The sequence below is a fragment of the Varibaculum vaginae genome (assembly GCF_900604285.1).
Classification (GTDB): domain Bacteria; phylum Actinomycetota; class Actinomycetes; order Actinomycetales; family Actinomycetaceae; genus Varibaculum; species Varibaculum vaginae.
The window spans coordinates 530838-557828 of the sequence record NZ_UWNY01000001.1 but is presented as its reverse complement, the minus strand read 5'-3'; the positions used below and the strand labels follow the sequence as shown (position 1 = coordinate 557828).

Genomic DNA, 26991 nt, shown 5'->3' with positions numbered 1-26991 from the left:
CTCCAGCGCGCAAGCAACCGATTTGCGGAAAACAACGACGGGATTAAAAAGTAAAAACTTCCCGCACTAGATATGACTAGGCAGCAGTACTTTTACAAGTACACCTAAAGGAGAAGTTGTTTGGTCAAAGAATCGCCCAAGCGCGGGGACTAGGTTTTATCCGAGTAATTGCAGTCGTGTTTGTGCCACACGATGCAAGGGTCGCGGCCGGTAAAAGATACGAGAGGGGCTTGACCTGCGTAGCAGGTCATGGGGTCCCCGGAGTGCTTTTACCGAGCCAGACCCGCCGCCACTAGTGCTGATTCGACAGTCACCCTCGCTCAGGAGGAAAAACCTAGCCCCCGCGTAAACAAAAAAATGATTATTTAAATTCCAGGTGTTTGCCGGCGAAATCTGTGCGAATGCGCGCTATCTGTTCTTCGGCAGATTCGATCTGCCGCGCAACCTGCACAGGCGCCGTACCTCCGCGTCCAGCGCGGGCGCGCACCGAACCAGCAGGACTGAGCACTTCCCGCACATCGGAGGTTAGCAGCGGGTCGATAGCGGCAAATTGTTCGTCACTCAAATCTGCTAGCTCAATCCCGTTTTCTTCGCATTCACGCACGCAGAATCCAGAAACTTCATGTGCCTGCCGGAAGGGCATTCCCTGCGCCACTAGCCACTCGGCAATATCGGTGGCCAGCGAAAACCCTTGGGGCGCGAGTTCTTCTAGCCGGGGATAATCAATCTTCATAGTGGCTACCATCCCGCTTACAGCCGGCAGCAAAACTTCTAAAGTGTCGATCTGGTCAAAAACTGGTTCTTTATCTTCTTGCAGATCACGCGCATAGGCGAAGGGCAACCCCTTTAGGACTGTCAGTAGACCGGTTAAATCCCCAATCATCCGGCCGGCTTTACCTCGCGCCAACTCCGCTACGTCCGGATTCTTCTTTTGCGGCATAATTGATGACCCAGTGGAGAAGGCATCATCCAAGGTAACGTACCCGAATTCTTTGGTATTCCAAATAATGATTTCTTCTGCAAGGGAGGAAATATCAATCCCGGCCTGAGCACAGATGAACGCAAACTCGGCGACCAGGTCACGGGTGGCGGTTCCGTCGATAGAGTTTTCCACTACCCGGTCAAAAGCCAGGTCTTCCCCCACTTGAACTGGGTCTAACCCCAGAGTGTTGCCGGCGAGCGCTCCGGAACCATAGGGACTGGCGGCAGCACGGTAATCCCAATCCTGAAAACGCTGGATATTTCGCAGTAAGGGCCATACATGGGCGAGTAACTGGTGGGCAAGCAATACCGGCTGGGCGTGCTGCATATGGGTACGCCCAGGCATGACTGTATCCCCGGCAGCTTTCGCCTGTCCCAAAAGAGCCTCCACTACCTCGATAATGCGCTCAGCGAGGGCGCGCGCCTGGTTCCGCAGATACATCCGAATCAGGGTGGCGATCTGGTCGTTACGGCTACGTCCAGCACGCAGTTTCCCCCCTAAATGCTCTCCAGCCTCGCCTAACAGCCCCCTCTCCAAGGCGGTATGCACGTCCTCATCGCCGGGATCCGGAGCAAAGACACCGCTTTTAACTTTTGCTTCCAGCCTCCCTAATGCCGCCAGCATCTGCGATAGTTCTTCCGCATCTAGCAGACCAGCTCCCGCGAGCGCCCGGGCATGGGCGCGCGAACCTGCTAGATCATAGAGCGCCAGGCGCCAATCGAAGTGGGTGGATACGCTAAGTGCCGCCAAAGCTTGGGAAGGCCCACCCGAGAAGCGTCCTCCCCATAGCGATACCTGTTTGCTCATAGTTATTTCTTGCTTTCCTTTTGTTCCCGCGCCGCTGCCAACTGGGTTGACAGCCCATAGATTCCAATGAATCCGCGTGAGAGGGACTGGTCAAAGCTGTCTCCTGAATCGTAGGTTGCTAGGTTGAAGTCGTACAAGCCTACTTCAGAACGCCGACCATCAACTACTGCCCGCCCGCCGTGCAGAATCATCCGGATATCGCCGGTAACATATTTTTGGCTGTCTTCCACGAAGGCATCAAGCGAGGCTTTGAGGGGAGAATACCACTGCCCTTCATAAACCAGTTCTGACCAGCGCTGTTCTACTTGCCGTTTGAAGCGTCCTTGTTCGCGTTCCAAGGTCAGGTTTTCCAAGTTTTGGTGGGCAATAATCAGAGCAACCGCGCCGGGAGCTTCATAGATTTCCCGCGACTTAATCCCCACTAGGCGATCTTCCACCATATCCAAGCGACCTATCCCCTGGGCACCTGCCCGGCGGTTCATTTCTTGAATAATCTGCAAAGCTGACATTTCCTGCCCGTCCAGTGCCACCGGAATGCCCTGCTTAAAACTAATAACTACCTGATCCGGCACCGGCGGATAGGCGGGATCATCGGTGTAAACATAGACGTCTTTAGTGGGCGGATTCCACAGATCCTCCAGATATCCGGTTTCAACCGCACGTCCCCACACGTTCTGGTCAATGGAAAAGGGGTTGTGTTTGGTGGTTTCAATCGGGAGTTCGTGCTCTTCCGCGTATTTAATTGCCACGTCCCGGGTTAGCGCCAAGTCCCGCACCGGAGAGATACATTTAATTTCCGGGTTTTGGCTGGTGAGAGACACCTCGAAACGTACTTGATCATTGCCTTTCCCAGTGCAGCCATGAGCCACGGTATCGGCACCAAAGTCTTTCGCCACTTTAACCAAGTGTTTACAAATCAGCGGCCGAGAAAGCGCCGACACCAGCGGATATTTATCCATGTAAAGACCATTAGCTTTGATGGCAGGCAGACAATATTCTTCGGCGAACTCCTCCTTAGCGTCAGCCACATAGGCGTCGACCGCCCCACAATCGAGAGCGCGCTGACGGATTACTTCCAGGTCTTCCCCGCCTTGCCCTACGTCCACTGCGCAGGCGATCACCTCTTTACCGGTTTGTTCCCCGATCCAGCCGATGGCTACCGAAGTGTCCAAGCCTCCCGAATATGCCAGTACTACCCGATCTTTACTCATGGTTATTCTCCTTTTCCTAGGTCTAGTTCTACCTGCGCTATCGCTTCTTTTAACGCTGGTATCAAGGTTTTTGCTTCTGCAAGTTCAATAATTAGGGGCGGCGCCAAACGGATTATGTTCGCCGCCGGGGCATTTACGATAAACCCCGCCTTAAACAGTGCTTTTGCCAGATCTGGGGCAATATTTTTTTCGAGGATAAGGCCGCGCAGCAGCCCCTGCCCGCGCGTAGCCTTGATCCCCGGGATTTTAGCCTCGGCAATCGCCTGTATCCAGGCATCCCCAACTCTGGCAGCGTGAGCCGGTAAATCCAGCTCCTCCATTAGGGCAATAGTCCGCGCCACTACTGCACTTACCAGCGGATTCCCTCCGAAAGTAGTACCATGACGTCCTGGTTTTAAGGCGCTGGCGGCGCGTTCATTCATGGCCACGCAAGCCCCTACCGGCACTCCGGCGCCCAAGCCTTTCGCCAGGGTCACCACATCCGGGATTATTTCTTTTCCGTGGTAGCAGATTCCCTGGTGGGCGAGCCATTTTCCGCATCTGCCCATCCCGGTTTGCACTTCGTCAAAAATTAGCAGGGCACCGGTTTGGTCGGCGAGGCCGCGAGCCGCCGCTAAAACGTCGGGGGCTAGGGGGATTACACCTGCCTCCCCTTGCAGGGGTTCCAGGAAGATTGCGGTGATTCCTTTCGGATCTACCCCCTGGATTCCTGATACCGAAGCCTCCACAAACTCGGTGGGCCCCACGAAAGGAGCAAAAGGCTCGCGGTAGGGAGCTTTATACGTCAAAGACAGCGAGCCCAGGGTGCGGCCATGGAATGCGCCTTTCAACGCAATCGCTCGCCCTCCCGGCTGGGCAGCTAGCGCCATTTTCAGGGCAGCTTCATTGGCTTCGGTGCCTGAGTTCACGAACAGTACCCGTGCCTGGGAGGTGATTTCCGCCTGCACCTCGCTACCCCATCCGGCAGCACATACCTTTTTTACGGCCGCCGCAGCCTCTACCTGCTGAGGAGTAGTGAAAAAGTTAGAAACGTGGGTAAAGCGACCGGCTTGCTCACTGATGGTTTTCACGATTTCGGGATGGGCGTATCCGAGGGCGTTAACGGCGATTCCGGCCAGTAAATCCAGATATTCTTTGCCATCGACGTCCCACACCCGGGCGCCTTTCCCGTGGGTAAAACAGGTCTGAGGCTGCCCGAAAACCCCTAATAGATTTTCCTGGTAGGCGTTTACCCATTCGATATTAGTCATGGCTATCTCCCATCACCATGGTTCCAAATCCGCTGTCGGTGAAGATTTCTAGCAGCATCGAGTGCGGAACCCGCCCGTCAATAATGGTTGCTCTAGGTACCCCCTGCTGACAGGCCTGAATACAGGCCTGTACTTTGGGGCGCATCCCCGCTTCTAGGGCGGGCAGCATTTCGGCGGCCTCACTGGCGGTTATCTGTGAAATCCGAGTATTTGGGTCTGGCCATTTACGATAGAGCCCTTCCACATCGGTAAGAACGATCAGTCTTTTGGCTCCAATGGCTCCCGCTACGGCCGCGGCCGCCAGATCCGCATTGATATTTAAAACCTGCGTAGGGTTGTCTTGATTTACTGCAATTGAGGAGACCACCGGAATTCGCCCAGACTGCAGTAAATCTTCTAGCGGCCCGGGATCAACTGCGGTCACTTCCCCCACCAACCCCAGGTCAACACGCTTTTCCCCTATGATGGCTCCTTTTTTCACTGCCCGAAGAAACCCTCCGTCCTCACCAGATATCCCGATGGCGGCAATCGATTTTTCATTGAGCAAAGAAACCAGTTCGCGCTGCACTATCCCGGTGAGCACCATCCGCACTACTTTCATTACTTCCGGGCTGGTAACCCGAAGACCGGAAACGAATGTAGCCTCAATTCCCAAGGTTTTTAGCATTGAGCTAATTTGCGGGCCGCCCCCGTGCACTACAATCGGTTCAATCCCCCATTCGTGCAGAAAACTAACATCCTGAGCAAAAGCCGCCTTGAGTTCTTCAGAGATCATGGCATTGCCGCCGTATTTAATAACAATCCGTGATCCGGAGTATTCACGCAGCCACGGCAAGGTTTCTAGCAGAATTCCGGCTTTATCTCCGGCAGATAGATTGTTTACACTCATGATGAATAGTCCGCGTTGATATGAATATATTCGTGGGTAAGGTCATTGGTAAGCACGCTGGCCTGGGCATCTCCCGCCCTCAGACGCACCTCTAAATGCACGTCACGGCTGTCAAAGGGGACATCTTCACGATTACCCCAGGCAGCACCGTCCTTACACACCTGCACCCCGTTGAAAAGCACCGATACTTTAGAAGGATCGTAGGGGCAAACACTTTCGGGTACGGTTCCCAACTCCGAAACGATCCTTCCCCAGTTGGGGTCGCACCCGGCGATAGCCGTTTTTACCAAGTTTGAGCGAGAAATAGTTTTGGCCGCAATCAGAGCGCCGGCTTCGCTTTCAGCTTCGGTAACCGCAATCTCTACCGTATGCTGCGCACCTTCCGCATCATCAGCTAATTTGCGCGCCAACTGGGCACAGGCTTCGGTCAGCGCCGCCGTAAATCCGCTGGGGACTTTTCCGCTTTCCCCGGAGGCTAGCAATATCACGGTGTCGTTGGTGGACATACACCCATCAGAATCCAGGCGGTTGAAGGTTTTCGCGCAGGCAACTTCCAGGGATTTTTGGGCAGTTTCGGCATTGAGGAGGGCGTCGGTGGTGATTACACAAAGCATGGTGGCCAGAGCAGGGGCTAACATTCCAGCACCTTTCGCCATCCCCCCGATTTGGTAACCATTTGCCTGATAGTACACAGTTTTCGGTTCGTTATCGGTGGTGAGAATCGCCCAGGAGGCATCCGCGCCACCCTCTTCACTAAGGCTGTGAACTGCAGTTTCAACCCCAGAGAGCATTTTATCCATCGGCAAGGGCGTCCCGATCATCCCGGTGGAGCATACCAAGACTTTCCGCGGATCGATTTCCAGAGCATTCCCGACTGCCTTCGCGGTGGCCACCGTATCTTTAAGACCGCTTTCGCCGGTACAGGCATTAGCGCTGCCGGAGTTAAGCACTACCGAACGCATGCCGTCACCCCCTTTACTGAGCATCGCCCGCGAGTAAAGCACGGGGGCAGCAGCGAAACGGTTGGCGGTAAACACCGCGGCAGCCACCGGATTTGCGCCGGTGTTGAGGACAAGAGCTAAATCTTTGCGCCCGCTGCGGCGCATTCCGGATGCAATCCCGCAGGCTTTGAATCCGGGTACACTGGTCACTCCCTGGAGACTTTTTTCGTTTTTCACGGGGCAACTCCAATCTGGTTAATACCGGTATATTCGGCCAGCCCCAGAGCTAGGTTCGCTGATTGCACGGCGGCCTGCGCGGTTCCTTTACCTAAATTGTCAAGGGCGCTGAGGGCAATTATCTTGTCGGAACTTTGGTCTAGCACCACCTGTACCTGTACATTCGCACTGCCGGTTACCGCTTGGGTTTGCGGCCAAATACCGGCGTCAAGTACCTGAATAAGGCTCTCTTCTTGATAAAAATCCTGATAGAGGGCATGCAGCTGGTCGGTAGAAGTTATTTTTGCAGCCTCGGCGGTCACGGTTGCCAGGATTCCCCGCGATATGGGTACGAGCACCGGCGTGAGGGTAACTTTGTAGTCGCTAGCGTTTTTTCCGCTGCCGACTGCAAAGTTCTGGGCAATTTCGGGGATATGCCGGTGAGTGCCCCCTACCGCATAAGGTTGGGCATTTCCCAAGGCAGAAGTGGCCAAAAGGTGTGGTTTTAAGGATTTTCCAGCTCCCGAGTACCCAACCGCCAGAGTGGCCACGATATCTTCCGGATCTATCAACTCGCTGGCTAGCAAAGGCTGAAAGGCGAGGGTAACGGCAGTTACATTACACCCGGGAACCGCGATCTGCTTAGTTTTTTTCAACTGCTCACGTTGAGAGACGCCGCCAACCCGCAGTTCCGGCATCCCGTAGGTCCAAGCCTGATGATATTCCCCGCCATAGTAGCGATCCCAGTCCGCTTGGGAAGTGAGACGATGGTCAGCTCCGCAGTCTACCAGTAGACTTTCCACCCCAGATTCGCGTAGCTGCTTCGCTATTTTTCCGGACTGTCCGTGGGGGAGCGCCAGAAAAATAGCAGCGCTTTCTTTTAGTGCTGCGGGGTCTACAGCCCGTAGTTCCCGCTGTGCTAACTGAGGAAGATGGGGGTGAAATTCCCCTAGCTTTTTCCCGACCGAGGAGGAAGCACATAGCTGGTCAACCTCAAAATTGGGGTGTGCGGCAACTATCCGCAGGATTTCTCCTCCAGCAAATCCGCTGGCACCAATAATTGAAACCTTCATGATGTATATTTATATCATTCATCGTATATATATACAATTAAGGAAACTCTATGTGCCTAGCGATACTTTTAAACTAGACCATTTGGGGCTAAGCACCGACACTGTCGAATCCACCCCACCTTTGCGAATACAATTATCCGCAGGTTAATGACAAACCAGATAACTGGTCAGCAGCTAACCTGCGGATAGTAAAGAAAGTTTAAGAAAAATTAGGGCTTTATTTCTTTAACAATTTTTTTCGCCCAGTCGCGAACCAGCTGATAATCGCGGAAGTCACCCTCAACCGCTCCCCCTAAACGTGCCACAGTCCGTTCCCGCAAGGACAGTTCCGTGGGATCGAGCCTGCCGGGGAAGGTTATATATTCCTTAGGCTCAATATTCAAAAGCACCGGCCCCACCCGGGAGGGATCTTGAACTTTATCCTGCGGCACTCCAGAAAGTCCCACCGAAAATGCCCAAAGCGGGGTACGCCGCAGCTCTGAAGCAAAGCGACGGCAAAAGTCTCTGGCATTATCCATCCACTTAGTTAGATAAACAGCAGACCCAATAACTACCGCCCCGTATCCATCTAGGCTGTAAACCTCCTCTGGTTTTTCCATGTCTACTTCTAGCCCTGCATTCTCCAGCTCCTCGGCGATAACTTTGCCGACTTCTTCCGTGGCTCCATGCTTGGAGGCGATCGTTACTAAAACCTTCATACTTCTAGTATGACCATTTTTCTCTTTCTTGTCAGGGAAAGACCGGAAAATCCGGAATTCTCCTAGACTGGAGACCATGGCGACGATCGGATCCTCCTCAAATAAAGGGCGAAAGCTCACCGATCTCTCCGTGATATCTAAATTCTCTGTAGATCCGGTAGTTCTGTGCCGCGGAACCGGTTTACACCGAGTTTCCGAACTGGGACGAGGCAGCACCCGGGATGTTTCCTGGCTTTTCTCCCTCCCGAAACAAAACTTTGATGAATTCATCGCGTCTAAGCATGGAGAACGCTTCCTGCGGGAACTGCGATGCGACTTACAACAGGCTCTCTCTGTTTGGCTAGGAGGAGGCAGCCGGAGGCAAGCCGAACGCCTCGCTCACCTGCTAGGAAGCTCCACTTTAGTGGATGCTGCCCACTACCCGGGAGGCATGGAATACAGAAAACGCCTAGTGGGAGCGGTTGCTCCTTCTCAGCAGGACTCGGATCCCGCACGCCCCTGGATATTAGAGCCACGCAACCTGGTAGGAGCAATAGTTGACCGCTGGGAAGACCTCAGTGAAAACACCAGACAACGGGTGAGGCAGGCCTTCCTTGAAATCGACGCCACCCACCTACCTCCAGAACTTTCGGGAGCGCTCAAAGCTTGTGAAATTATCCAAACCCGCCGCTCTCGGCTGATGAAATGGTGTACTGACCCGAAAGTGCTGGCCTATCTAGTGGTTATCACTTATTCCAGCCTACGAGTTTTACCAGTAAGCCTGGTTAAAGAATTTCATGGATCCCTGCTAGTACTGTGGACGATGGATATCGCTACTGCCATCCCCTATACCTGGGGGGTACTGGCCATGTTCACCGCTAAACGCCGATGGGTGCGAATGATAGGTACTTTTACCACCGCAATCACCTTTGCTGCCCCTTACGTATACTTTGCCATGACCGGAAAAGACTACCCGACTTATGTAATAGTGATTGTAATCCTGTTTATTATTTCCGGTTTCCTGGTAGAAGGAACCAAGTATTTACGGGAACGTTACCTGGTTAACTTCCTGTTAAAATCCCGTTAATGACACCAGATAGCTATTCCGTTAGCTGCTTTTCTTACGCATTGCTTGGGGACCAACAAAGGTACGTACCACCCCGTTACCTATGAAATAAATACCGCTGATCCACGACCCCCACCAGATAAGCGGGTTACGCTCCGGGAAGTAGACGGTAAGCCACACAATGCAGGCCAACCAGATAACTACCGACACGATATTAAGCCAACGGAGTTTTTCAACCCGGAAGGGATGACAGAAGGTGAGTGGAGAAAGCGTTAATACAATAAATAACAGCACGATTGCCAAGTTGAACCACCAGGGCAGCGCCATCAAATATAGATAGAGAATCACAATATTCCAGGCGGCCGGGAACCCCACAAAATAGTTATCGGAGCTCTTGGCTTTCTTATTGCAGTAACAAAACATGGAGGAGGCGCAGACAGCGACCATCAACACTTCCGTCACTAGCAAATCCATTCCCTTACCCGGAGTTCCCGGGGCGAAAACTAAGGTTTGAGACATGAAAATTGCAGGAATAAATGTCCAAGTTAGATAGTCTACGATCAGGTCGAGGGCAGATCCATCAAACCAGGGAACTACCTCTTTTACCCGACAATGCCGCGCTAAGGTGCCGTCGAGGCCATCGACAATCAAACTAATCGCCAACCAGCCCCACATCTGCAGATAGTCGCGGCGCATCAAAGCTAGCACCGCGCAGCCTGCCCAGATTACTGCCGAGGCCGTAAAAGCATGCACCCCCCAAGCTTTTAGCTGGTCTAGGCGGGTGAAATCAGTACGGACTGTTGTCGGAGTCTGTTCCATAACCTCTATTTTGCCCTAGGTTTCGAATACACGAAAACCTACAAATATGTCACTTATTTTCTCGCAGCCGAGCACACCTATGCGTCAGCATTGGAAATAGTCTGATCAGCAATATTATCCCAGACATCAGTCGGCAATTCCCCGGGTAGATAGGGATTGTCTTTGGCCATGAATACCGGCACCACCCGCGGGTCATGCCGCCGCGATACCGAGTAATCCTTCAAAGCGCCGGCTGCCCACTTCCACAGTAAGGTAATCGCTATCAGGTTAGTGATAGTCATAACTGCCATGGCGATATCGACCGCATTCCAAACCAGAGGCAAGGAAACCACCGCTCCCAAGACCACCGAAGCCACCGAAACTATCCTTACCAGCCAAGAAGCCCACGGCTTAGTGGTAACAAAGGACATATTCACATCAGAGTAAACATAGGCGGCGATAATCGAAGAGAACGCCAATACGGAGATGATCAGTAGCATTAGGTAAGTTGACCAGCCTCCCAGCTGGGAAGCTACCGCCACTGTAGTCAAAGAAGCCGCCTGCGAGGGATCCGTGCCACTCAACACTGATTTGGGTGCACTCAAAATAATGATGGCGGTCGCGGAGCAAACGATAATGGTATCTACGAAAACTCCAAGCGATTGGATAAGCCCCTGGCGCACCGGATGAGAAACCGTAGCGGTAGCTGCCGCGTTCGGGGCAGTGCCTTGCCCCGCCTCATTAGAAAACAAACCGCGTTGTACCCCGTTTATCAGGGCAGCGAAGATTCCTCCGCCAACACCTCCCCCTAAAGCTCCACCCGTGAAAGCACTTTTTACGATTAAAGCTAGGATCGCAGGGATCTGACCAATATTCATGACCAGGATAATAAATGCAATAATCACGTAAACCATTGCCATAATGGGAGCCATCCATTCGGTTACTCGCGCTACCGAACGAATTCCTCCTAAAATAATCGGAGCCGCAAACACGAACAGGATTACCGCGATAATCGCCGAATGAGCCCCCTGCTGAGCCTCAGTAGTACCCATTGTGGCCATAATCGAGCCAGCAATCGCATTGGACTGTACCGAAGTGATGACGAAACCACAGGTAACGATGGCGATAATAGCAAAAATGGAACCAAACCAACGTTTACGCAGACCCAGCCACATATAGTAGGCCGGCCCTCCTCGGAAAGTTCCGTCCTCGTTCCTGACCTTGAAAAGTTGCGCCAGGGTGGATTCCATAAATGAGGTGGCCATCCCCACCAGAGCCACTATCCACATCCAAAAAATCGCGCCCGGCCCCCCAATGATCAGCGCAGCCGCCACCCCGAATACGTTACCGACTCCAACGCGAGCAGCCAGAGAGATAGTGAAAGCCTGGAAGGAAGAGATTCCTCCCTGCGAGCCCTGGCGAGAGGCGAAAACCACTTTCCACATGTGGCGGAAGAAACGAAATTGCACTCCCCGGGTAACTACTGTGTAGAAGATTCCCAGTCCGATTAAGATCCAGATTTCAGCGTACAGGGCGATAGCATCGGCTATTTCCTTAACGATTGCAGCGGCTTGATCCACGTTATTTCTGTCCTTTCATCCGCCCAAAACTATTTTGGGCGCCCCCTAATAGAACAGTCGGGAAAGACGTTTTGACGCAAACGTGTCCATACTGCGGAAGCTAGTTAGAATAGCCACATGAGTATTGCTCCCCTAAATCAGCTACTGGACGATTTAGAGGACACGGGGAAAATAGATGATCCACTAGAAGTCCTCGCAGGGTTCAGTAACTGGGCAGCCTCTACCCGGCGAGCTTTATATCCGCATCAAGAGGAGGCGGCCACCGAAATTTTTGCCGGTCACCACGTGATCGCAGCGACTCCTACCGGTTCAGGCAAATCAATGATTGCTCTGGCAGGACACTTAGCAGCACTGGCTAAAGAACAGCGTTCCTATTACACCGCTCCGATAAAAGCCCTAGTCTCAGAGAAATTCTTCGACCTGGTGGAGCTATTTGGAGCACGCAATGTGGGGATGATTACCGGAGATATTTCTTTGAATGCGGAAGCACCGATAATTTGTTGCACCGCGGAAATCTTGGCTAACCAAGCACTGCGCGATGGTGCCAAACTGGACGCTGGAATAGTCATCATGGATGAATTCCACTATTACGGTGAGCCTGACCGCGGCTGGGCATGGCAGGTACCCCTGCTGGAACTGCCGCAAATACAGTTCGTGCTAATGTCGGCTACTTTGGGGAACGTAGATTTTTTCATCCGGGATTTAAAGGAACGCAGCGGGCGCGAGGTGGTACTAGTTGATGGAGCCTCCCGCCCGGTACCTCTGGAAATGGAATACAGCGAGGACGACCCCCAGTACCTGCTAGAAAGCCTAATCAAGTCAGGACGTTGGCCGATTTACCTGGTGCACTTTGCTCAAAATGAGGCAGTTAAAACCGCCGCGGGACTGGCTTCTGCCAATCTGCTAGACCGAGAGCAGCGTGAAAAAATAGCTGCCCAGTTAAAAAGTGTGCATTTCACCAAAGGATTCGGACAGACACTCTCCCGTCTTTTACGCCTAGGGGTAGGGGTACATCATGCGGGAATGTTGCCTCGTTACCGCCTATTGGTGGAGCAACTGGCGCAACGCGGCCTGTTAGCGGTGATTTGCGGAACTGATACTTTAGGGGTGGGAATAAATGTTCCTATCCGCACCGTGGTGTTTACTTCTCTAGTTAAATTCGATGGGCGTCGGCAACGTCATCTTTCTGCGCGAGAGTTTCACCAAATTGCCGGCAGAGCGGGGCGTGCTGGATTCGACACTATGGGGTTCGTGGTGGCGCAGGCGCCGCCCGAGGTAATCGAGGCCAAGAGATTAGCAGCGAAAGGGCAAAAGCGTAAGGGCGTCCCCCCAACCCATAGCCAAAAGCCGAAAATTTCTTGGGGGCGTTCTACTTTTGAACGCCTGGTAGCCGCGGAGCCGGAACCCTTGCGTTCCCATTTCCGGATTGACCACTCCCTGGCACTTAATGTGCTATCTGGAGAAAGGGACGCCGGGGAACATTTACTATGGCTGGCACGGAATAACCATGATAACCCGCAGGAAACCAACCCACATTTACGCCGCTTAGGGCAGGTTTATTCCTCTTTAAAACAGGCAGAGGTGGTTCGGCATTTACCTACGGAAAAGGCAGGGAAACTTGGGAGGTTAGTGCTCACCCATGACCTACCGGAAGATTTTGCACTTAATCAACCGCTATCGCCTTTCGCCCTGGCTGCTTTGGATCTATTAGATCCTGATAGCCCCGATTATGCTCTAGATTTAGTTTCGATTGTGGAATCGGTGTTAGAGGATCCGCGCCAAGTGCTGATTGCCCAACAGAAGGCCCAGCGTGACCAGGTATATCAGAAGCTACGTTCCGAGGGCGTGGAGTACAACCAACGTCAAGAAATCTTGGAGGAAACCACCTGGCCACAGCCCCTGAAAGAACTTATTACCGGCGCATTTAAGACTTTTGCGCGCTCTAACCCTTGGGTTTATGGCTCTGAGCCCTCCCCTAAATCGGTGGTGCGTTACCTGGTAGAAAATGCGCTAACCTTCACCCAGTTCATTTCCCGTTTCGAGTTAGCACGCAGCGAGGGGGTAGTGCTGCGCTATCTAACCGATGCCTATCGCACCCTGGGACAAATCGTGCCGCCGGAGAAGCGGAATGAGGAATTCGACCAGCTATTAATTTGGCTGGGTAATACGGTTAAAGGGGTGGATTCCTCGCTGCTAGATGAATGGGAGGCACTGGCTAATGGGAAACGTCGGGAAAGCCCAGTGGAGGATACCGAGGAAGAACCCGCCTTTGGGAGCGGAGAAAACCAACCGCTCAGCGCTAATCCCTTCGCTTTGCGCCGGCAGTTCCGTAATGCCGCCTGGCAGCGCGTGGAGGCGGTGGCCTTTGATAGCCTGCCGCGCCTTGCGGCTTGTCAAGATTTACACCCCGATGGGACTGCCTGGTCGGATGAGGATCGCGAGACTCTACTGGATGACTATTGGGATCGCTATGATGACCTGCCTTTGGATCAGGGGACGCGTTCCAGCAATCATGCGGTAATTAGTGAGGGCGAACAGGCGCAAGAGCTGCTTTCTCGTTATCTTCCTGCCGATAGCGATTTGCTAGCTGACAATAACGTTTGGACACTACTACAAGAAGTGGATGATGGCAGCGGACTATGGGAATGGCGAATGCTATTTGCCTTAGATATCGCGAGAACTGATGCGAGCGGGCAGCTACAAACATACCTGGTGGCCTACGGAGATATAACCTAGGGCTCAAAGCGCAAAACTTTCGATATTTGCCTAGCGCACTAGAGTGGAAGTCATGGATATCGCAACCGGAATTGAACAAGTTGACCAGCGAATCACTAAAGCATGTGAGCAAGCGGGACGGCGGCGCAGCGAAGTTACTTTAGAGTTGGCAGTAAAAACCCGTACTAGCGAGCAGATTATTACTGCCTCCCAGGAAATGAAAAAACGAGGACTACCAGCAGTGCTGGGGCATAACCATATTCAGGAGGCACAGGCCACCAATGAGGCGGTTCGGGCAGCAAATCCAGATGCGGAAGTGCATATTATTGGTCGCCTGCAGGGTAATAAAATTACTGCCGCCCTCAAGGTATGCGACCTGGTAGAAACGGTGGATTCCCTCAAGACTGCCCAACGCCTAGAGCGCCGCCTGGTGGCCAACTACCCCGGACGCATCCTCCCCTGCTTTATCGAAGTAAACTGCTCGCGCGAAGCCTCTAAAGAAGGAATCAGCCCCGAGGCTGCCTGGGATTTAACCCAGCAAGTACTAGAAATGGAGCACTTGAGCTTGCGCGGATTTATGACTATCGGGGCGCTTAGCCCCGACGAAAAGCGGATTCATGAGTCCTTCCAGATTTTGCGAGAACTGCGGGATCGCACGGTTTCTACCGGAGGGCGCGCTCAGGACGCAACCCAGCTATCGATGGGGATGTCAGGGGACTTAGAAATCGCCATCAGCGAGGGGGCAACTATAGTGCGTATCGGCACTGATATTTTCGGCTCCCGAGATTATCGGTAGGGATATTACCTGCCCGGTTATTAGTTGGCAATCCGTCGGGTATCCAAAATAGCTTCCACATCTACCGGTTTGCTCTGCGCCACTAGCTGGGCGGTGGTCAAAGATTCCTCGGTGTGCGGATGTGGACGCGATGGACGGTAGGGAGCGCTACCTCGCGCTGCCAAATGCTCGGCCAGCAGCTCGGAGGCATCTATATCACGACGTGCCAATCGCGGTTTAAGAGCGTAAATCGGTTTTGGCATCGGCGCGGGAGTCCAGCTTCGATCTGTCAGATTACTTTCGGCTTCGCTGGAAACAGTGTTTTTGACCGCCACTGTATCTGTCTTATCATCTGGAGTTTCCACGGAAACTTCTATTTCCGGAGTCACCTCTGCCTGTGCGCTTTGCTTTGATTCTTGCCCCTCAGTTTCTTGGATAGCCTTGTCTGCCAGCACTGCTTTTTCTGCTGAGGTTTCGGTTTGATCTTGAGTAATGGTCTTGGCTTTCGCGGTAACCTCCGTGCTTTCTTCCCGAGCTTTAGCAGCGATTTCGGCTTCACCACGCACGAAGTATTCCCGGAAGGTCGCAGTACGGCGACTAGCAGCCGCCAGTGCGGCCAGGGCAAGCTTCCCCAAGCCTTCCCGTGCTGTCTGCTCTGTGGCAACCTCGGCAACGCTAGCGATAACCGGTTCAGTACTTTCTAATTTTTCAGATGCGTTTACGTTCTTATCTTCGGTTTCAGTTTCCGCGTGCACCTGTGAGTTTACGTTATCTTTAACTTTCGCATTGATTTGCGCATACTTCTTTTCACCGGCGCTCATACGATGACCCTTGGCAGGGCGCATTTCAAGTGCGCGGATACGCTCGACGGCGCGCTGATCATTTCGCCGTCCAGCTTGCGCCGCACGAGCCCCTAGGGACAAGGTAGCAGCCACAGTGACAACCGGAACCAATACCCATAACCAGGACAGGGAAGACACCATAGCCGCCGCTAACAGCACCATCCCCACTGCAAACTGTACGATTAGCAAGGTGAGTCGGCGGCGTGCCGCCTGCGCGCGCCGCTGTATCTGTTGAGCCCGATTAATCTTCGCGGCCATCAGTTCACTGTGGTCACGTTGAGTTGGTGCTACTGGTCGCTGCATAGTTCCTCCTAGTACTGAGGGGTTTACCCGGTAACGTTGCCGTTGTTCTGGGTGTGACTGCGTGTCCAACACCCGCAGATTCGCACTGAAACGGTCATCGCCATGGGAATGAGCTTGCCGGCGTTTGGTGTCGATTAAGAGCGGAAGATATATCCCCCCGAGAATCAATACCAAAACTGGTAAGGCCAATCCAATAAACTCCACATACTAAAAATAAGATATTTAGCTGCCAGATTCTCTCTCCATAAAGGCGTGTTGAACAGGGAAAGTTATTAAATTTTTAGCAAAATGCAACATTTGTAACAAATACACCAATAGCCACATTTTTCTTTAGCTCCGCTCGCAGCTATCCGCGAAAGGAACCTATTCTTTAACCAATCTCACGCGAGTTACTATCGGGCGAATAACGCTCCACGACAGGAAGACTCACCCCTCATCCTCAGCAGCCACCCCTAAAGACTCTTGCTTTTTAAAGCACACCCGCCTCTTAAGTTGTTCCAAGTAGCCACCCTCGGGAATCTCCTCGGCAGTAGCGGCATATCCTATATGGTCAGCCCACTTTCCCGCGATGTAGTAAAAATTTTGTTTTCGCCCCTCGAAACGCAACCCTAACTTTTCAACTACCCGCCGCGAAGCCTTGTTTTCTGGGCGCACATTGATTTCTACCCGATGCAGGCGCGGCGCCCCCAAACACAAATCCAGCACCATCGCCACCGCGGTAGTAATCACTCCCCGTCCACTGTATTCCTCGGACACCCAATACCCCAGGTTTCCAGAATGTGCCGCTCCCAAGGCAATATCACCAATACTAACCTGCCCCACTAGTTTTCCATCAGCCCAAACGGCGAAAGGATAGTAGCGTCCAATTCGCACTAGCCGAGCACTACGTCTAATAAACGCCCGCAAATGCATATCTTCCGCGGGATAATCGAGAGCTACCCCCGCCTCCCAGGGCGCTAACCAGGAGTGATTATCGGCGCGCACCTGCGCAGCTAAACGATGACCCCGAGCATTCATCTCCTGAATCACCAATTGACTAACTGTTGGATTCCCCGGTTTTATCAGCCCTAGTCCTACTGGATTATCTAGCTGCGCACGGTAACGCGGACGCAGGCGAAAAATAGCTCGCTCAGAAATCAAAACAACGCCCTAATCTAGCACCATGCAATGAAAATAGTCACCCTCGGAAACCGAAGTGACTGCCTCGGGAATAACCGCTAACGCATTTGCTCTGGCCATAGTGGAAAGCAACATATCTTCTGGATCCCCAGTCAGGCGCGCACGATAACCACTGTCAGGCGCACCCACAATTTTCACCGGTACGAACTGGCGCCTGCCAGCTGGAGAACGCCACCCACGATCTACTCGTGCCCGCAGTGAAGGACGGTACAGTTCTTCCCAACCTGCCAGGTGCCGCAAACAGGGACGCACAAAAATCTCGTAACTAATTTGGGCAGCTACCGGATTTCCGGGAAGGCAAAAGATAGGGGTGCCTTCCCCAACGGTGCCGTACCCGAGTTGTTTGCCAGGAGTCATCGCCACATTATCGAAACGCGCTGTGCCCAGGGGAGCAAGTACCTCTTTAACAGTGTCGGCACTCCCATAGGAAAGGCCGCCAGTGGTGATAATAATATCTGCTCGTACTAGCTGGTCTTCAATAGTTTCAGACAGAGCCCTGTGCTCGTCAGGAACCGCCGCCACCCGAAAAGTATCCGCTCTCGCGTCCTCCACCGCCGAGGAAAGCGCATGCCCATTAGCATCAAACACTGCCCCCGCACGGATAGCTTCACCTGGCTCGATCAGCTCATCACCGATTGACAAAATCACCACCCGAGGGCGAGGACGCACGGTAACCCGCAGCCGCCCTACCCCCGCCAATAATGCCACTTGCCGCGACCCCACGCGCGATCCCGCACGTAAAATCACAGTACCTGCGCTTACATCTTGACCCCGACGCAGAATATTCCTACCCTTTGCCGGAGCAGACAAAATCTGTACCCGGGTAGCGCCTTGATCGGTTTCTTCCAGGGGAACCACAGTATCAGCCCCCACCGGCAGGGGCGCCCCAGAGGCAATCCGCACCGCGCTATTTTCCACTAGGGAACAAGGCTCCGCATCCCCCGCTTTCACCTCAGCGATTACGTCCAGGTAGACTTGGCGCATTTTCCCAGCACCCCCGATATCTCGGGAACGTACTGCATATCCATCCAAAGTTGCCTGGTCGGTTACCGGCAAATCGAAAGGTGCGCTCACGTCCTCGGCCAGGACACACCCCACCGCATCTGGTAGCAGCACATCCAGGGGATCTAGCGGTGCCACCAGGGACAGACAAGTATTCAAATGTTCCGCAACAGTGCGCATTCGCCCTCCTGAGGTCTAGTACTATTTCCAGGTTACCTGCCCACGCCTTAGCCTTTGCGGCGAAAAGCCGAACGGAACCAAACGCGTGAACGTCTATCATTGATTCATGGATTTAGTGACTAGCAAACGGGCATTGCGAAAAAAATTTTTAGATCGCCGCCGCCTGTCATTTTCACCCGCACAACGCCACCAGGCAGAAACGCAAGTCTTGGCGGCAGCGAAACCACTTTTAGATTCCTTAAAGCCTGGTGAGGCGGTGGCTAGTTACCTTTCTTTCGACACCGAAGTTCCTACTTTCTTACTCAACGAAACCATTCTGGCGACTGGTTTGAAACTAGTGGTGCCTTGCGGTCTGGAACAATCACGTTGGGGAGAACTGGATCCGGTACAGCACACACGGGCTCTTTACCGCCGTTTCAACCCGCACCCACCCTTGCTTTCGAGGGAAATGCAATGCGCAGACCTAGCGAAAATCGGGCTAAAAATTATTTTCTTACCTGCCTTGGCGGTGGATAGGACGGGAGTGCGTCTCGGGCGGGGAGCCGGATGGTATGACCAAGCACTATTACATTGCGGAACGGATTGTCCAACCCATCCGCAGCTAATAGCCATGGTACATGACTGGGAGATGCTCCAGGCAGGGGCATTACCCCGGGAGCCGCACGACCAGCTAGTCGAACAGGTCTTGACCCCTGAGGGCGGTCTGCAAAAACTAGAAAACGACTAGTTTTAGGGCGCTAGCAGAGGCATCGACAAGGATCGGCAGGGATATTTAGCCCTGAGAGGCTAGGGTGGTAGCGGAGCTCTTTGTAGCTAAGCTTTCCCCAGATATCACTTATTCTCCAGCCATCGCCCGGAACTTAACAGTTCTTACCGACAGCGTTTTTCTGTCCCCAAGGGGTAATAACCGAAATAATTCCCGGCGGATTATCTAGGCTTTTATTAGCGGTCATAAAGCTGACAAAAATCTAGCTATGCGAGAGTTTCTCTGGCGCTGGCGGCGCACCATCGCCCTAGCTGCTGCGGTGGCAGCAATAGTCACCTTATTGCGTTTAGTGCTACCCCAAGTTGTTAGCAAACCGATGATCGTATCTGCCACCACCATCGCCCCCGGCACAGTTATAACCGCCGATAAAGTGACAGTGAAAGCAGTCCCCCTAGCGGCTTTGCCACCCCGGACGTATCAAAAGGTTTCCCAAGTAGTCGGGCAGCGAACGGCGGTTCCCATTGCTGCCGGCACTCCCCTATTTCCAGCCTTATTTTCTTCCTCCCTGTTCGCGCGAAAAGCCCATAAAGGGCAAGTCATATTAGCGCTGCCGCTGCGCGAAAGTGATCAGGGATTGGCCAGCTCCGGCGATGAGGTGGTTTTCTTCCTGACAGATCAGCAAGGCAGTAATTCTCCCACCAGTAACAACTCAGATACGAAAAATCCCCAAACCCTTCCCGAGGAAACAATCCAAAAAGCTCCAGAAAGTAAGGGACTCTCCACACAAATCACGGCGCGAGTATTATCGGTCAGTACCGCTAGCAGCTCACTGACTGGGAGACAAAAAGCAGCCACTATAGAGGTAGCGGTGAACACCAAGCACGCTCCTCTGCTAGTGCAAGCCAGTAAGACCGAACCACTACAATTGGCTAGGACAGGTTAAAACCACGAAAAGAGGAATAATGAGTACGGAGACAACTGGTTTCATTGCTGGATTCAAAGAGTTTATTTCCCGCGGAAACGCGATTGACCTGGCAGTCGGGGTAGTTATTGGTGCCGCCTTCGGAGCGGTGGTCACTGCCATAGTAGACAAATTTATCAACCCGCTAATCGCTGGGCTAGTAGGCAAACCCAACTTCGATAACGTTTTAGAGTTCCATCTGGGCAGTGCCACTGTGCAACCAGGAGCAATTATCACCGCTCTAGTAAACTTCCTGTTGGTGGCTCTGGCCATTTATACCTGTATTGTCGTACCGATGAATAAGCTGATGCGCATACGCGATGCTAAAGCAAAGGCCGAAGAGGAAGCAGAAAAACCCGAAGCAGATCCCCAGGTTGAACTGCTAATCGAAATCCGCGACCTGCTACAATCCGAACAATCTTCCGCCCAAAACAGCTAATCCCGTAAGGGCTCTGGCAGAGCTGCTTGACAGCGCGGAGCCTAGGTTTTCCTCCTTCATCGGGTCTTGCTCGATAAAAGCACTCCGGGTTCAGCGCTGGGAAGAAGTTTTTCCTCCCGCCCCTGAGCGCGGACGACTGCGGGGAGGAAAACCTGCCCCCACATACCCCGGTTTCACCGAAGATAAACCCAAATGAGGGCTATTGATTGTGTTCGCGCCAATGGGGCGGAAGTTCGGATAGGTAGTCTACCTCGGGGCGCTGGTTAGCAGTTTCTTGATGCTTCCGTTGTTCCAGGCTTGGATCTGCGCTTTCCTGCCAGGAGGTGGGTTTACCTTCTCGGATGCGCTGCAGATCCACCTGCGAGTAGCTACGCGCCGCGGGATGTTTCATGGTTAATGATTCCGGGTTACTACATTCTTCAGAATCGTTTCTACCTGGGTATCCCTGCGGCGCAGCCCTAATTCACCGAAAAGTAAATCTACTTCTGTTTCTACAGTGCGGGTCTTACCGTCAGAACGGATCCAAGCAAGCAAGTCATCTAGCTGATCATCACCATAGGCGGTCAACGGCAGTCCCCGGGAAAGCCGCGGACGGCGTACGGGACGCTCGTTTTCGCTGATTGCTGTCTGTGGTGCTGGTGAACTCGCTGGAAGTAGCACTGAAACCGGCTCGGGTGTAGGTGCGGGCGCCGGAACTGTAGCTGCCTCGCGTTTTGCCTGCGCTTTTTTGCGTTCTTCAACTACGTCAACTACCAGATCAAGTAAGCGTTGTGCCTGCGCGGCGGGATCCATGAATACCGCGGTGGAATACACTACGCTCACTACCCATCCATATTCTTTAAGACGATCAGGCCAATGCCGTTCGCGCCGCCGCAAAGATTTTTCGGCCACATAATCGGGGTTATCTGTTAACACCGCTACCAGCAGTTCATCTGGATAGTCGGGGTGTCCAATCGCTAACGGTATCCGCATCCCGTTCTTGGGTCCCAGGTTGGGAATCACAGTTAATCCCACCGAGTAGAGCCTTTCTGCAAGATCTAGTAGGAGGCGATCAGGCTGCGATTCTTCCTCGCCCATCGCCTGCGCTGCCTCTACTGGCCCCACGGTTTGCGCCTGAGCGCGCGCAGCTTGCAGCAAGTCGTAGAGCATCTTAGAACCCGCAGTGTGTAGACGCTGCCGGTCAATAGCATCGGGATCCATCGAAGAAACCAACGATAGTTCTTTACGCACCATCGAAACCGCGTCCACCAGTAACGCCGTACCTTCCATCGCCGAGATTACTCCGAAGTCATGTAACACCTGTCCATGAGGTGTTTTCGCAAATCCCACCGATAAAATTACGTGATCGCGACGCAAACCGGCGGCTCCCGCCGCATCTACGATTACAAAAGGTTCTTCCTGATTATGCCCTAAGAATTTATCTAACTTGGGGTTACGGGCAACTTCGCTCATAATCGCGGCACTGATTCGCTGGGCATGCTTTACGGTTAGTGCCACTACACCTAAAGATTCCTTCGGTTGTAGTTCCACGTGCCTGCAAACTTGCCGCACTACCTCATCAACCTCTTGAGATGAGGTTTCCACACATTGGGCTCCCGGTGCGGGCATTCCCCGTCCATCGACAACAGTTAAAGTTACTGGACGTGAGGGACGGGGTACGGTCACTGGCATCACATCCCGGCCATAATCATGATCTGCCAGGAATGCCGCCACCCATTCATTAACCCGCGAACGGGTAGGAGGCGCGGTTAGTTGCGGGAATATCCCCGCAAAATCAGAGATAGTTCCCTGTTCACTACGGCGCACATCGCCTACCACTACCACTTGTTTCGCCCGAGCAATCGCGGGAATAACTTCTGCCAAGTCAGCGTTTTCTACACCATCGAGAACCAACAAATCCACGGGATGGTCATTTCCGAGAATCTGGGGTACCAATACCGGAGGAATCATACGAATCGGTCGCATCCGCTCGACAATCGGGAACTGCCCAATTATTTCCGGCAGATCTGTGCGCGCCTCGTTTAACACATGCTCCAGGTCAGAAACAGTTTCACTTTGAGAATCCACCAGTTTCGCAATCTGGCGACGCACCTGCCGCAAAACTTGCCCAGATAAAGATTTCACTTGCTCCGAGTCAAGTTCGCGCAGCCGCACAGATAGTTCACTCAAACGTTCCCCGTCAAAATGAGCCAGACGATCATCAAGGTGCAGCATTTCTGCCAAGGCCGATGCCCACCAAGCCAAATCTAATTCAGTGCGCAGCAGCTCGGGAGAAACTCTCCTTTCACGCAGGTCATCTACCAGTTCATCCATTCCTATGTCATGGATCTCTTTCAGTAAGGACACCCGCTGCGGAAGTCGCTCTGCCCCCTTTTCATCTGCAGATAGGCTATCCATCAAACTGGCTAGATCATCGAGCGGCATTTCTGCCAAATCCCCAAACCCGGTAGAGAAGAACGGCTGCAACCGTGATATATGGCTACGCAGCGCTTCCTCGGCCTTTTGCATTTGATCCAGACGCCCGGGCAAAACTGGCCAGCCCCCACCGGGAGAATATTCGCGCCAAATGCGACGTTGTTGCTGCACCCGGATTAGTTCGCGATGTAGATTCTCAACCCGACGCCCTGGGCGAACCAGATCTTTTGCCTGTTTAATGAGGCGACGCCGCTGGGAATTTTTCATATTGAGAGCACGCTCTTGACGCCATTTCTTAGTGGCAGTAGCAATTACCATATCGGCGGCGGAACGCTCGAAGATCTGAGGCTTAAACACATCCATGGCTTCGCGTAGGCCATCTAGCATGCGCAGCTGATCATGCCACTGGTTGAGAGTAGCGGCGCGGCGGAGCCCTGTTTCCTTTTGCGCGCGATCAATATCTGCCCGCACCTGTGGCAAAGTGCGCCCCGAAAGTTGACTGACTCCCTCGACAGCGGCGTCAACCATTTCGGGGGAAGAAACTACCACCGAATGCCAAGGGTTGCTTGCTCGTGTCTGCGAAAAAATCCCTTCTTTTTCAGCTGCCGCGAGCAATTCTTGGGCACGCTTGGCTCCATCTGCGGAGATACGATGTAAAGTTTCCAGATCAAACCGTACTTTAGTGCGCGGCCCTGGCTTCATTGAAGTTAAATCCGCCAATACTTGCAATGCATCATAGGCTGACACTTGCCAGGGATCGCGTTTACGATGCAGCTGCTCCATATATCCACCGAGCTGGGAACGCACTTGCGTCAGCTCATGACGCATCTTATTGGTGGCGTCGGCTTCCTCCGCATTAATCGACTCAATCGGAGAGTTCAAGGATTCCAGCAACTTTGCCGGCACGATATCGTTCCACCGGCTACGGTTCGATAAATCCAGGGTGAGCCCCTCTAATCCCAGGTGATCCAAGGAAGAGAGCACTTGCTGTAGGCGACGCCGCGCCCCCGGCACATAGGCGATAGTACGCCCGGCACTGGCAGCATCCGCGAGAATCGCGGTAACTGTGGAGGTGATTTCAGATTCCGGAGGTGCATCTAGTAGCAGGTTCGCCCCGGATGCCACCGCATCTAGGATGTTATGCTGCGCGGGATCAAGGTCGCCTACCCCGTGCTCAGCTACCGGGTCGCGGTCACTTAAAACCGGTTCCGGTAGGGGGGATAGCACCACCCCGGCGGCCTCCACATCTCCACAAAGCGCTGCTGTCACCGGGGATTGCGCTAACAATTCTTTATTGAGGGCGTAGTCTTTTACCAGGTTAGAGAGAGGATGTAAATATTGCCCTACGGTGAGCGAATCGTAGAGGTCAAATCCTAAAAGATGAAGCATTCCCAGACTTCGCAGTTCATGCAGAGCGTTGGTAGGGCTGAAAGCTTCATCTGCTTGCATTCCTTGCAGGATGGAAACGATTTCTGCCTGTTCCCCTTTTTCCCGTAATGCTGCTTCTAGCGGCGGCCATACTTCTACCACATTGTCTAGGGTGAGCAGCACATCGTCATCCGCAGTCAGCGACAATTCCACTGGACAAAGTAGCGCCGGCCCTGTGATAGTGCGAGGCTCGGTGGCATGTATTTTTTCAATATCGTAGACCGCGCTGTTTTGACCCGCTTCCCCAGACACATTTTCACGATTAGTATCGGTATTTTCTACGCTTAAAGCCGAGGAAGCGGCCGCCGATATTTTGGTTACCGACGATGCGGCTTGACTAGCTGCCCGATCCCAAGCTGCCCCCAGGGTTCCTCCCTGCCTCCAAGAGGCAGTCCCAATTGCCAGGTAGACTGGCCCACTACCGTAACGAGCTTCACGATCGCGGGAAGCGGAAAGCACTTCTCGCGCCCGAATCCGACAATGAGAGAGAGCATGCGGTTCCCTTACCAGGTTAGATAAGCGGGTGGGACGCCCTCCGTAAAGCTGCGCTAAACCGCCAGGATGGGCGGCGGACAGCTCCAAGTAGGCCGAAGCGGTCTCTTCTGCGATAGTGCGTTCCAGGTCGGCGCTCCAGTTACTCAGCGCCGCCTCCACTAGCTGTTCCCGACTGCTAGCAGGTGCTTTTTCCATAGCCGAGACCTCATCGGCGTTCTCACTTGAGTTCATCTCTGTTTCCGGGTTATAGCTCACGATGCCAGCATACGAGAAGTAGAGGGTTTCCCCTGGTTGCCATGCCCTAAGAGAGCGAAAACGATAATAATCACTCCCCAGAAAACCCAAGGTGGATCGCATTTCAGTTTTGCGCCTGATTAACCAGTGTTATCCTAGACTGGCTGAGGCGCTGACGGCCGCCTTGCGCCCTCGTAGCTCAGGGGATAGAGCACCGCTCTCCTAAAGCGGGTGTCGGACGTTCGAATCGTCTCGGGGGCACTGTTCAGTACTATTTTTACCCCCACTCATATTTAAAACTATTTTTACCAGCTAGAACCTACATAAGCCCCCGGAGATATTTACCTAGTTTCCGGTATCGCGCGACTGATTATCCATAATCCGCTGCCGTTCGGCGCGTTCGGCGCGACGCCGCATCGCCCGCTCTCGCGGTCCTTCAATGTGTAAGAAGGGGCGCGAGGCACGGACAGTAACGTCTACTCTCCAATGCCGCCACAGCCAAAGTCCCACTATTATTGCTACCAGCAGCGAAGAAATGGCGCCCACTCCTAGCGACCACCTCGGCCCCCAATGTTCAGCCACCCAACCGATTATTGGCGCCCCAATCGGGGTGGTGCCCAGGAAGAAAAGGAAATAGATAGACAGTACCCGCCCTCTAATTTCTTCCTGGGTAGAAACTTGAATAGTGGCGTTAGCACTGGTAAGCAGATTCAACATCACGAATCCGGTGGGAATTAGCAACAGGGCAAAGATTTCATAGGTGGGAGCCAGTGCGAGTGCACCCTCTAAAATCCCGAACAGGACGGCTGATACCACCACGGTAAAAACTCGCGGCTGGCGACGCCGAGCAGCTTGCAGGGCGCCCGCTAGGGCACCGATTGCCATAATCGACCCCAATAAGCCATATTCGCCTGCACCTTTACCGAATACTCGGGTGGCCATTACAGCTTGGGTTAGTTGAAAATTCATCCCCAAGGCTCCCACTACCGTGAGAATCGCGATGATGGCTTTAATATCGGTACGGTTTTGCACGTAACGCAACCCTTCCCGCATCATTCCCTGAGTCCGGGAAGTTTTTTCTCGGCCAAAAAGTCGGGTGGAGTCCATAAGTGCCAACCCTAAAACTGGCACGATAAACAGCACACAGTTGGCGATAAATACCCAGCCTGGCCCAATTCCGGCGATCATGAACCCAGCGAGACCGGGACCGATCAGACGTGCCGAGTTAAAAGCGGTCGAGTTGAGTCCCACCGCATTCGGTAGATCCTCCATGGAGACCAGCTCAGAAACGAAAGCTTGCCGCGCGGGAGAGATTAAACAATCCGCAACCCCAGTTACCAGGGCAAATATGTAGATTTGCCAGAGAGCGGCTACTCCGGTAAGCAGTAAAATCCCAGTTATCAGCCCACACAGGGCAACTATGCATTGACAGATTTGGATAATTCTGCGCCGATTGAAGCGGTCTGCCACCATCCCCGCCGGTATCGACAGCAACAATTGGGGCAGGAACTGTAAGGCGGTGACCACGCCGACGGCGAAGCCCGACTGCTCGGTGAGCACCATTAGCACCACCCAGTCTTGGGCGACTCGCTGCATCCACACGCCGGTGGAGGCGAAAATATTGGACATCCACCAGAGCCGATAGTTGTGGTATTTGAAGGAGGTAAATGTGCGCGACAAATCTTCCTCCTCAAATCTTGCAATCCATATCCCTGCTTATTCACCCTAGTCCTATTGGGATACCGGCCGCAGCTTTCCACGCTTTTAGCATAGCTGCGGCGGCGAGGACGGATTTCCGGGCGAACTGTAGGGAGCTGACTTTGTTGC

21 protein-coding genes and 1 tRNA gene are annotated in these 26991 nt (G+C 53.3%); 7 read left to right on the top strand and 15 right to left on the bottom strand.

Going from position 1 to position 26991, the window contains the following annotated elements; translation table 11 throughout:
- Positions 1-361: 361 nt before the first annotated feature.
- The 7 genes from argH to EFB02_RS02320 form a co-directional block, all read right to left on the bottom strand.
- Positions 362-1789 carry an argininosuccinate lyase gene (gene argH, locus EFB02_RS02350; protein ID WP_122820005.1) on the bottom strand — a complete coding sequence of 476 codons (1428 nt, stop codon included), beginning with the start codon at positions 1787-1789 and terminating at the stop codon, positions 362-364.
- A 2-nt stretch (positions 1790-1791) separates the two neighbouring features.
- Entirely contained in the window at positions 1792-3006 is a 1215-nt protein-coding gene (locus EFB02_RS02345) for an argininosuccinate synthase (protein ID WP_327395320.1), read from the bottom strand.
- A complete protein-coding gene (locus EFB02_RS02340) occupies positions 3003-4250 on the bottom strand; it encodes an aspartate aminotransferase family protein (protein WP_122820003.1) in 1248 nt (415 codons plus the stop codon). The genes EFB02_RS02345 and EFB02_RS02340 overlap by 4 nt, the downstream gene beginning before the upstream one ends.
- Positions 4243-5139, bottom strand: a complete 897-nt coding sequence (argB, locus tag EFB02_RS02335) for an acetylglutamate kinase (protein WP_122820002.1) — start codon at positions 5137-5139, stop codon at positions 4243-4245. Before argB ends, EFB02_RS02340 begins: the two co-directional genes overlap by 8 nt.
- Positions 5136-6245 carry a bifunctional glutamate N-acetyltransferase/amino-acid acetyltransferase ArgJ gene (gene argJ, locus EFB02_RS02330; protein ID WP_234992751.1) on the bottom strand — a complete coding sequence of 370 codons (1110 nt, stop codon included), beginning with the start codon at positions 6243-6245 and terminating at the stop codon, positions 5136-5138. The genes argB and argJ overlap by 4 nt, the downstream gene beginning before the upstream one ends.
- A gap of 68 nt (positions 6246-6313) precedes the next feature.
- A complete protein-coding gene (argC, locus tag EFB02_RS02325; RefSeq protein ID WP_122820001.1) occupies positions 6314-7369 on the bottom strand; it encodes an N-acetyl-gamma-glutamyl-phosphate reductase in 1056 nt (351 codons plus the stop codon).
- A 209-nt stretch (positions 7370-7578) separates the two neighbouring features.
- Entirely contained in the window at positions 7579-8067 is a 489-nt protein-coding gene (locus EFB02_RS02320) for a flavodoxin domain-containing protein (RefSeq protein ID WP_122820624.1), read from the bottom strand.
- A 76-nt stretch (positions 8068-8143) separates the two neighbouring features.
- Here EFB02_RS02320 and EFB02_RS02315 point away from each other — a divergent pair, with 76 nt between their 5' ends.
- Positions 8144-9133, top strand: a complete 990-nt coding sequence (locus EFB02_RS02315) for a hypothetical protein (protein WP_122820000.1) — start codon at positions 8144-8146, stop codon at positions 9131-9133.
- Positions 9134-9154: 21 nt separating this feature from the next.
- Here EFB02_RS02315 and EFB02_RS02310 read toward each other — a convergent pair whose 3' ends face one another.
- Complete coding sequence (locus EFB02_RS02310; protein WP_122819999.1) at positions 9155-9931, bottom strand: CDP-alcohol phosphatidyltransferase family protein; 777 nt, start codon at positions 9929-9931, stop codon at positions 9155-9157.
- A 77-nt stretch (positions 9932-10008) separates the two neighbouring features.
- A complete protein-coding gene (locus tag EFB02_RS02305; RefSeq protein WP_122819998.1) occupies positions 10009-11490 on the bottom strand; it encodes an alanine/glycine:cation symporter family protein in 1482 nt (493 codons plus the stop codon).
- A 117-nt stretch (positions 11491-11607) separates the two neighbouring features.
- Here EFB02_RS02305 and EFB02_RS02300 point away from each other — a divergent pair, with 117 nt between their 5' ends.
- The gene (locus EFB02_RS02300) at positions 11608-14226 is read left to right on the top strand and encodes a DEAD/DEAH box helicase (RefSeq protein WP_122819997.1); all 2619 of its coding nucleotides are present in this window, start codon (positions 11608-11610) and stop codon (positions 14224-14226) included.
- Between the two features lie 52 nt (positions 14227-14278).
- Positions 14279-15001, top strand: coding sequence for a YggS family pyridoxal phosphate-dependent enzyme (locus EFB02_RS02295; RefSeq protein ID WP_122819996.1), 723 nt, complete (start codon positions 14279-14281; stop codon positions 14999-15001).
- Between the two features lie 20 nt (positions 15002-15021).
- Here EFB02_RS02295 and EFB02_RS02290 read toward each other — a convergent pair whose 3' ends face one another.
- The 3 genes from EFB02_RS02290 to EFB02_RS02280 form a co-directional block, all read right to left on the bottom strand.
- The gene (locus EFB02_RS02290) at positions 15022-16329 is read right to left on the bottom strand and encodes a hypothetical protein (protein WP_122819995.1); all 1308 of its coding nucleotides are present in this window, start codon (positions 16327-16329) and stop codon (positions 15022-15024) included.
- Positions 16330-16551: 222 nt separating this feature from the next.
- Positions 16552-17265, bottom strand: coding sequence for a GNAT family N-acetyltransferase (locus EFB02_RS02285; protein ID WP_122819994.1), 714 nt, complete (start codon positions 17263-17265; stop codon positions 16552-16554).
- Between the two features lie 9 nt (positions 17266-17274).
- Complete coding sequence (locus EFB02_RS02280; RefSeq protein WP_122819992.1) at positions 17275-18486, bottom strand: molybdopterin molybdotransferase MoeA; 1212 nt, start codon at positions 18484-18486, stop codon at positions 17275-17277.
- Positions 18487-18592: 106 nt separating this feature from the next.
- Here EFB02_RS02280 and EFB02_RS02275 point away from each other — a divergent pair, with 106 nt between their 5' ends.
- The 3 genes from EFB02_RS02275 (at position 18593) to mscL (ending at position 20592) form a co-directional block, all read left to right on the top strand.
- Positions 18593-19213, top strand: coding sequence for a 5-formyltetrahydrofolate cyclo-ligase (locus tag EFB02_RS02275; RefSeq protein WP_122819990.1), 621 nt, complete (start codon positions 18593-18595; stop codon positions 19211-19213).
- A 247-nt stretch (positions 19214-19460) separates the two neighbouring features.
- Positions 19461-20135 (top strand): SAF domain-containing protein, encoded by a 675-nt coding sequence (locus tag EFB02_RS02270; protein ID WP_122819988.1) that lies wholly within the window; start codon positions 19461-19463, stop codon positions 20133-20135.
- 19 nt (positions 20136-20154) lie between these two features.
- Positions 20155-20592, top strand: coding sequence for a large conductance mechanosensitive channel protein MscL (mscL, locus tag EFB02_RS02265; protein WP_122819986.1), 438 nt, complete (start codon positions 20155-20157; stop codon positions 20590-20592).
- 199 nt (positions 20593-20791) lie between these two features.
- Here mscL and EFB02_RS02260 read toward each other — a convergent pair whose 3' ends face one another.
- Both EFB02_RS02260 and EFB02_RS02255 read right to left on the bottom strand, forming a co-directional pair.
- Positions 20792-20983 (bottom strand): hypothetical protein, encoded by a 192-nt coding sequence (locus EFB02_RS02260; RefSeq protein WP_122819984.1) that lies wholly within the window; start codon positions 20981-20983, stop codon positions 20792-20794.
- A 2-nt stretch (positions 20984-20985) separates the two neighbouring features.
- Complete coding sequence (locus tag EFB02_RS02255) at positions 20986-25185, bottom strand: DNA helicase (protein ID WP_147471012.1); 4200 nt, start codon at positions 25183-25185, stop codon at positions 20986-20988.
- Between the two features lie 167 nt (positions 25186-25352).
- Between EFB02_RS02255 and EFB02_RS02250 the strand changes: the two genes are divergently transcribed.
- Positions 25353-25425 (top strand) — tRNA-Arg (locus EFB02_RS02250).
- Positions 25426-25509: 84 nt separating this feature from the next.
- Here EFB02_RS02250 and EFB02_RS02245 read toward each other — a convergent pair.
- A complete protein-coding gene (locus EFB02_RS02245; RefSeq protein WP_122819980.1) occupies positions 25510-26844 on the bottom strand; it encodes an MFS transporter in 1335 nt (444 codons plus the stop codon).
- Between the last annotated feature and the right edge of the window lie 147 nt (positions 26845-26991).

Bases quoted from the DNA above. Each gene is read 5' to 3' on its own strand.
- EFB02_RS02320 (WP_122820624.1), bottom strand. From the start codon at position 8,067: ATGAAGGTTTTAGTAACGATCGCCTCCAAGCATGGAGCCACGGAAGAA.
- EFB02_RS02260 (WP_122819984.1), bottom strand. From the start codon at position 20,983: ATGAAACATCCCGCGGCGCGTAGCTACTCGCAGGTGGATCTGCAGCGC.
- EFB02_RS02295 (WP_122819996.1), top strand. From the start codon at position 14,279: ATGGATATCGCAACCGGAATTGAACAAGTTGACCAGCGAATCACTAAA.
- argB (WP_122820002.1), bottom strand. From the start codon at position 5,139: ATGAGTGTAAACAATCTATCTGCCGGAGATAAAGCCGGAATTCTGCTA.
- EFB02_RS02315 (WP_122820000.1), top strand. From the start codon at position 8,144: ATGGCGACGATCGGATCCTCCTCAAATAAAGGGCGAAAGCTCACCGAT.
- EFB02_RS02275 (WP_122819990.1), top strand. From the start codon at position 18,593: ATGGATTTAGTGACTAGCAAACGGGCATTGCGAAAAAAATTTTTAGAT.
- EFB02_RS02300 (WP_122819997.1), top strand. From the start codon at position 11,608: ATGAGTATTGCTCCCCTAAATCAGCTACTGGACGATTTAGAGGACACG.
- argH (WP_122820005.1), bottom strand. From the start codon at position 1,789: ATGAGCAAACAGGTATCGCTATGGGGAGGACGCTTCTCGGGTGGGCCT.
- EFB02_RS02280 (WP_122819992.1), bottom strand. From the start codon at position 18,486: ATGCGCACTGTTGCGGAACATTTGAATACTTGTCTGTCCCTGGTGGCA.
- EFB02_RS02270 (WP_122819988.1), top strand. From the start codon at position 19,461: ATGCGAGAGTTTCTCTGGCGCTGGCGGCGCACCATCGCCCTAGCTGCT.
- argJ (WP_234992751.1), bottom strand. From the start codon at position 6,245: ATGCGCCGCAGCGGGCGCAAAGATTTAGCTCTTGTCCTCAACACCGGC.
- argC (WP_122820001.1), bottom strand. From the start codon at position 7,369: ATGAAGGTTTCAATTATTGGTGCCAGCGGATTTGCTGGAGGAGAAATC.
- mscL (WP_122819986.1), top strand. From the start codon at position 20,155: ATGAGTACGGAGACAACTGGTTTCATTGCTGGATTCAAAGAGTTTATT.
- EFB02_RS02340 (WP_122820003.1), bottom strand. From the start codon at position 4,250: ATGACTAATATCGAATGGGTAAACGCCTACCAGGAAAATCTATTAGGG.
- EFB02_RS02310 (WP_122819999.1), bottom strand. From the start codon at position 9,931: ATGGAACAGACTCCGACAACAGTCCGTACTGATTTCACCCGCCTAGAC.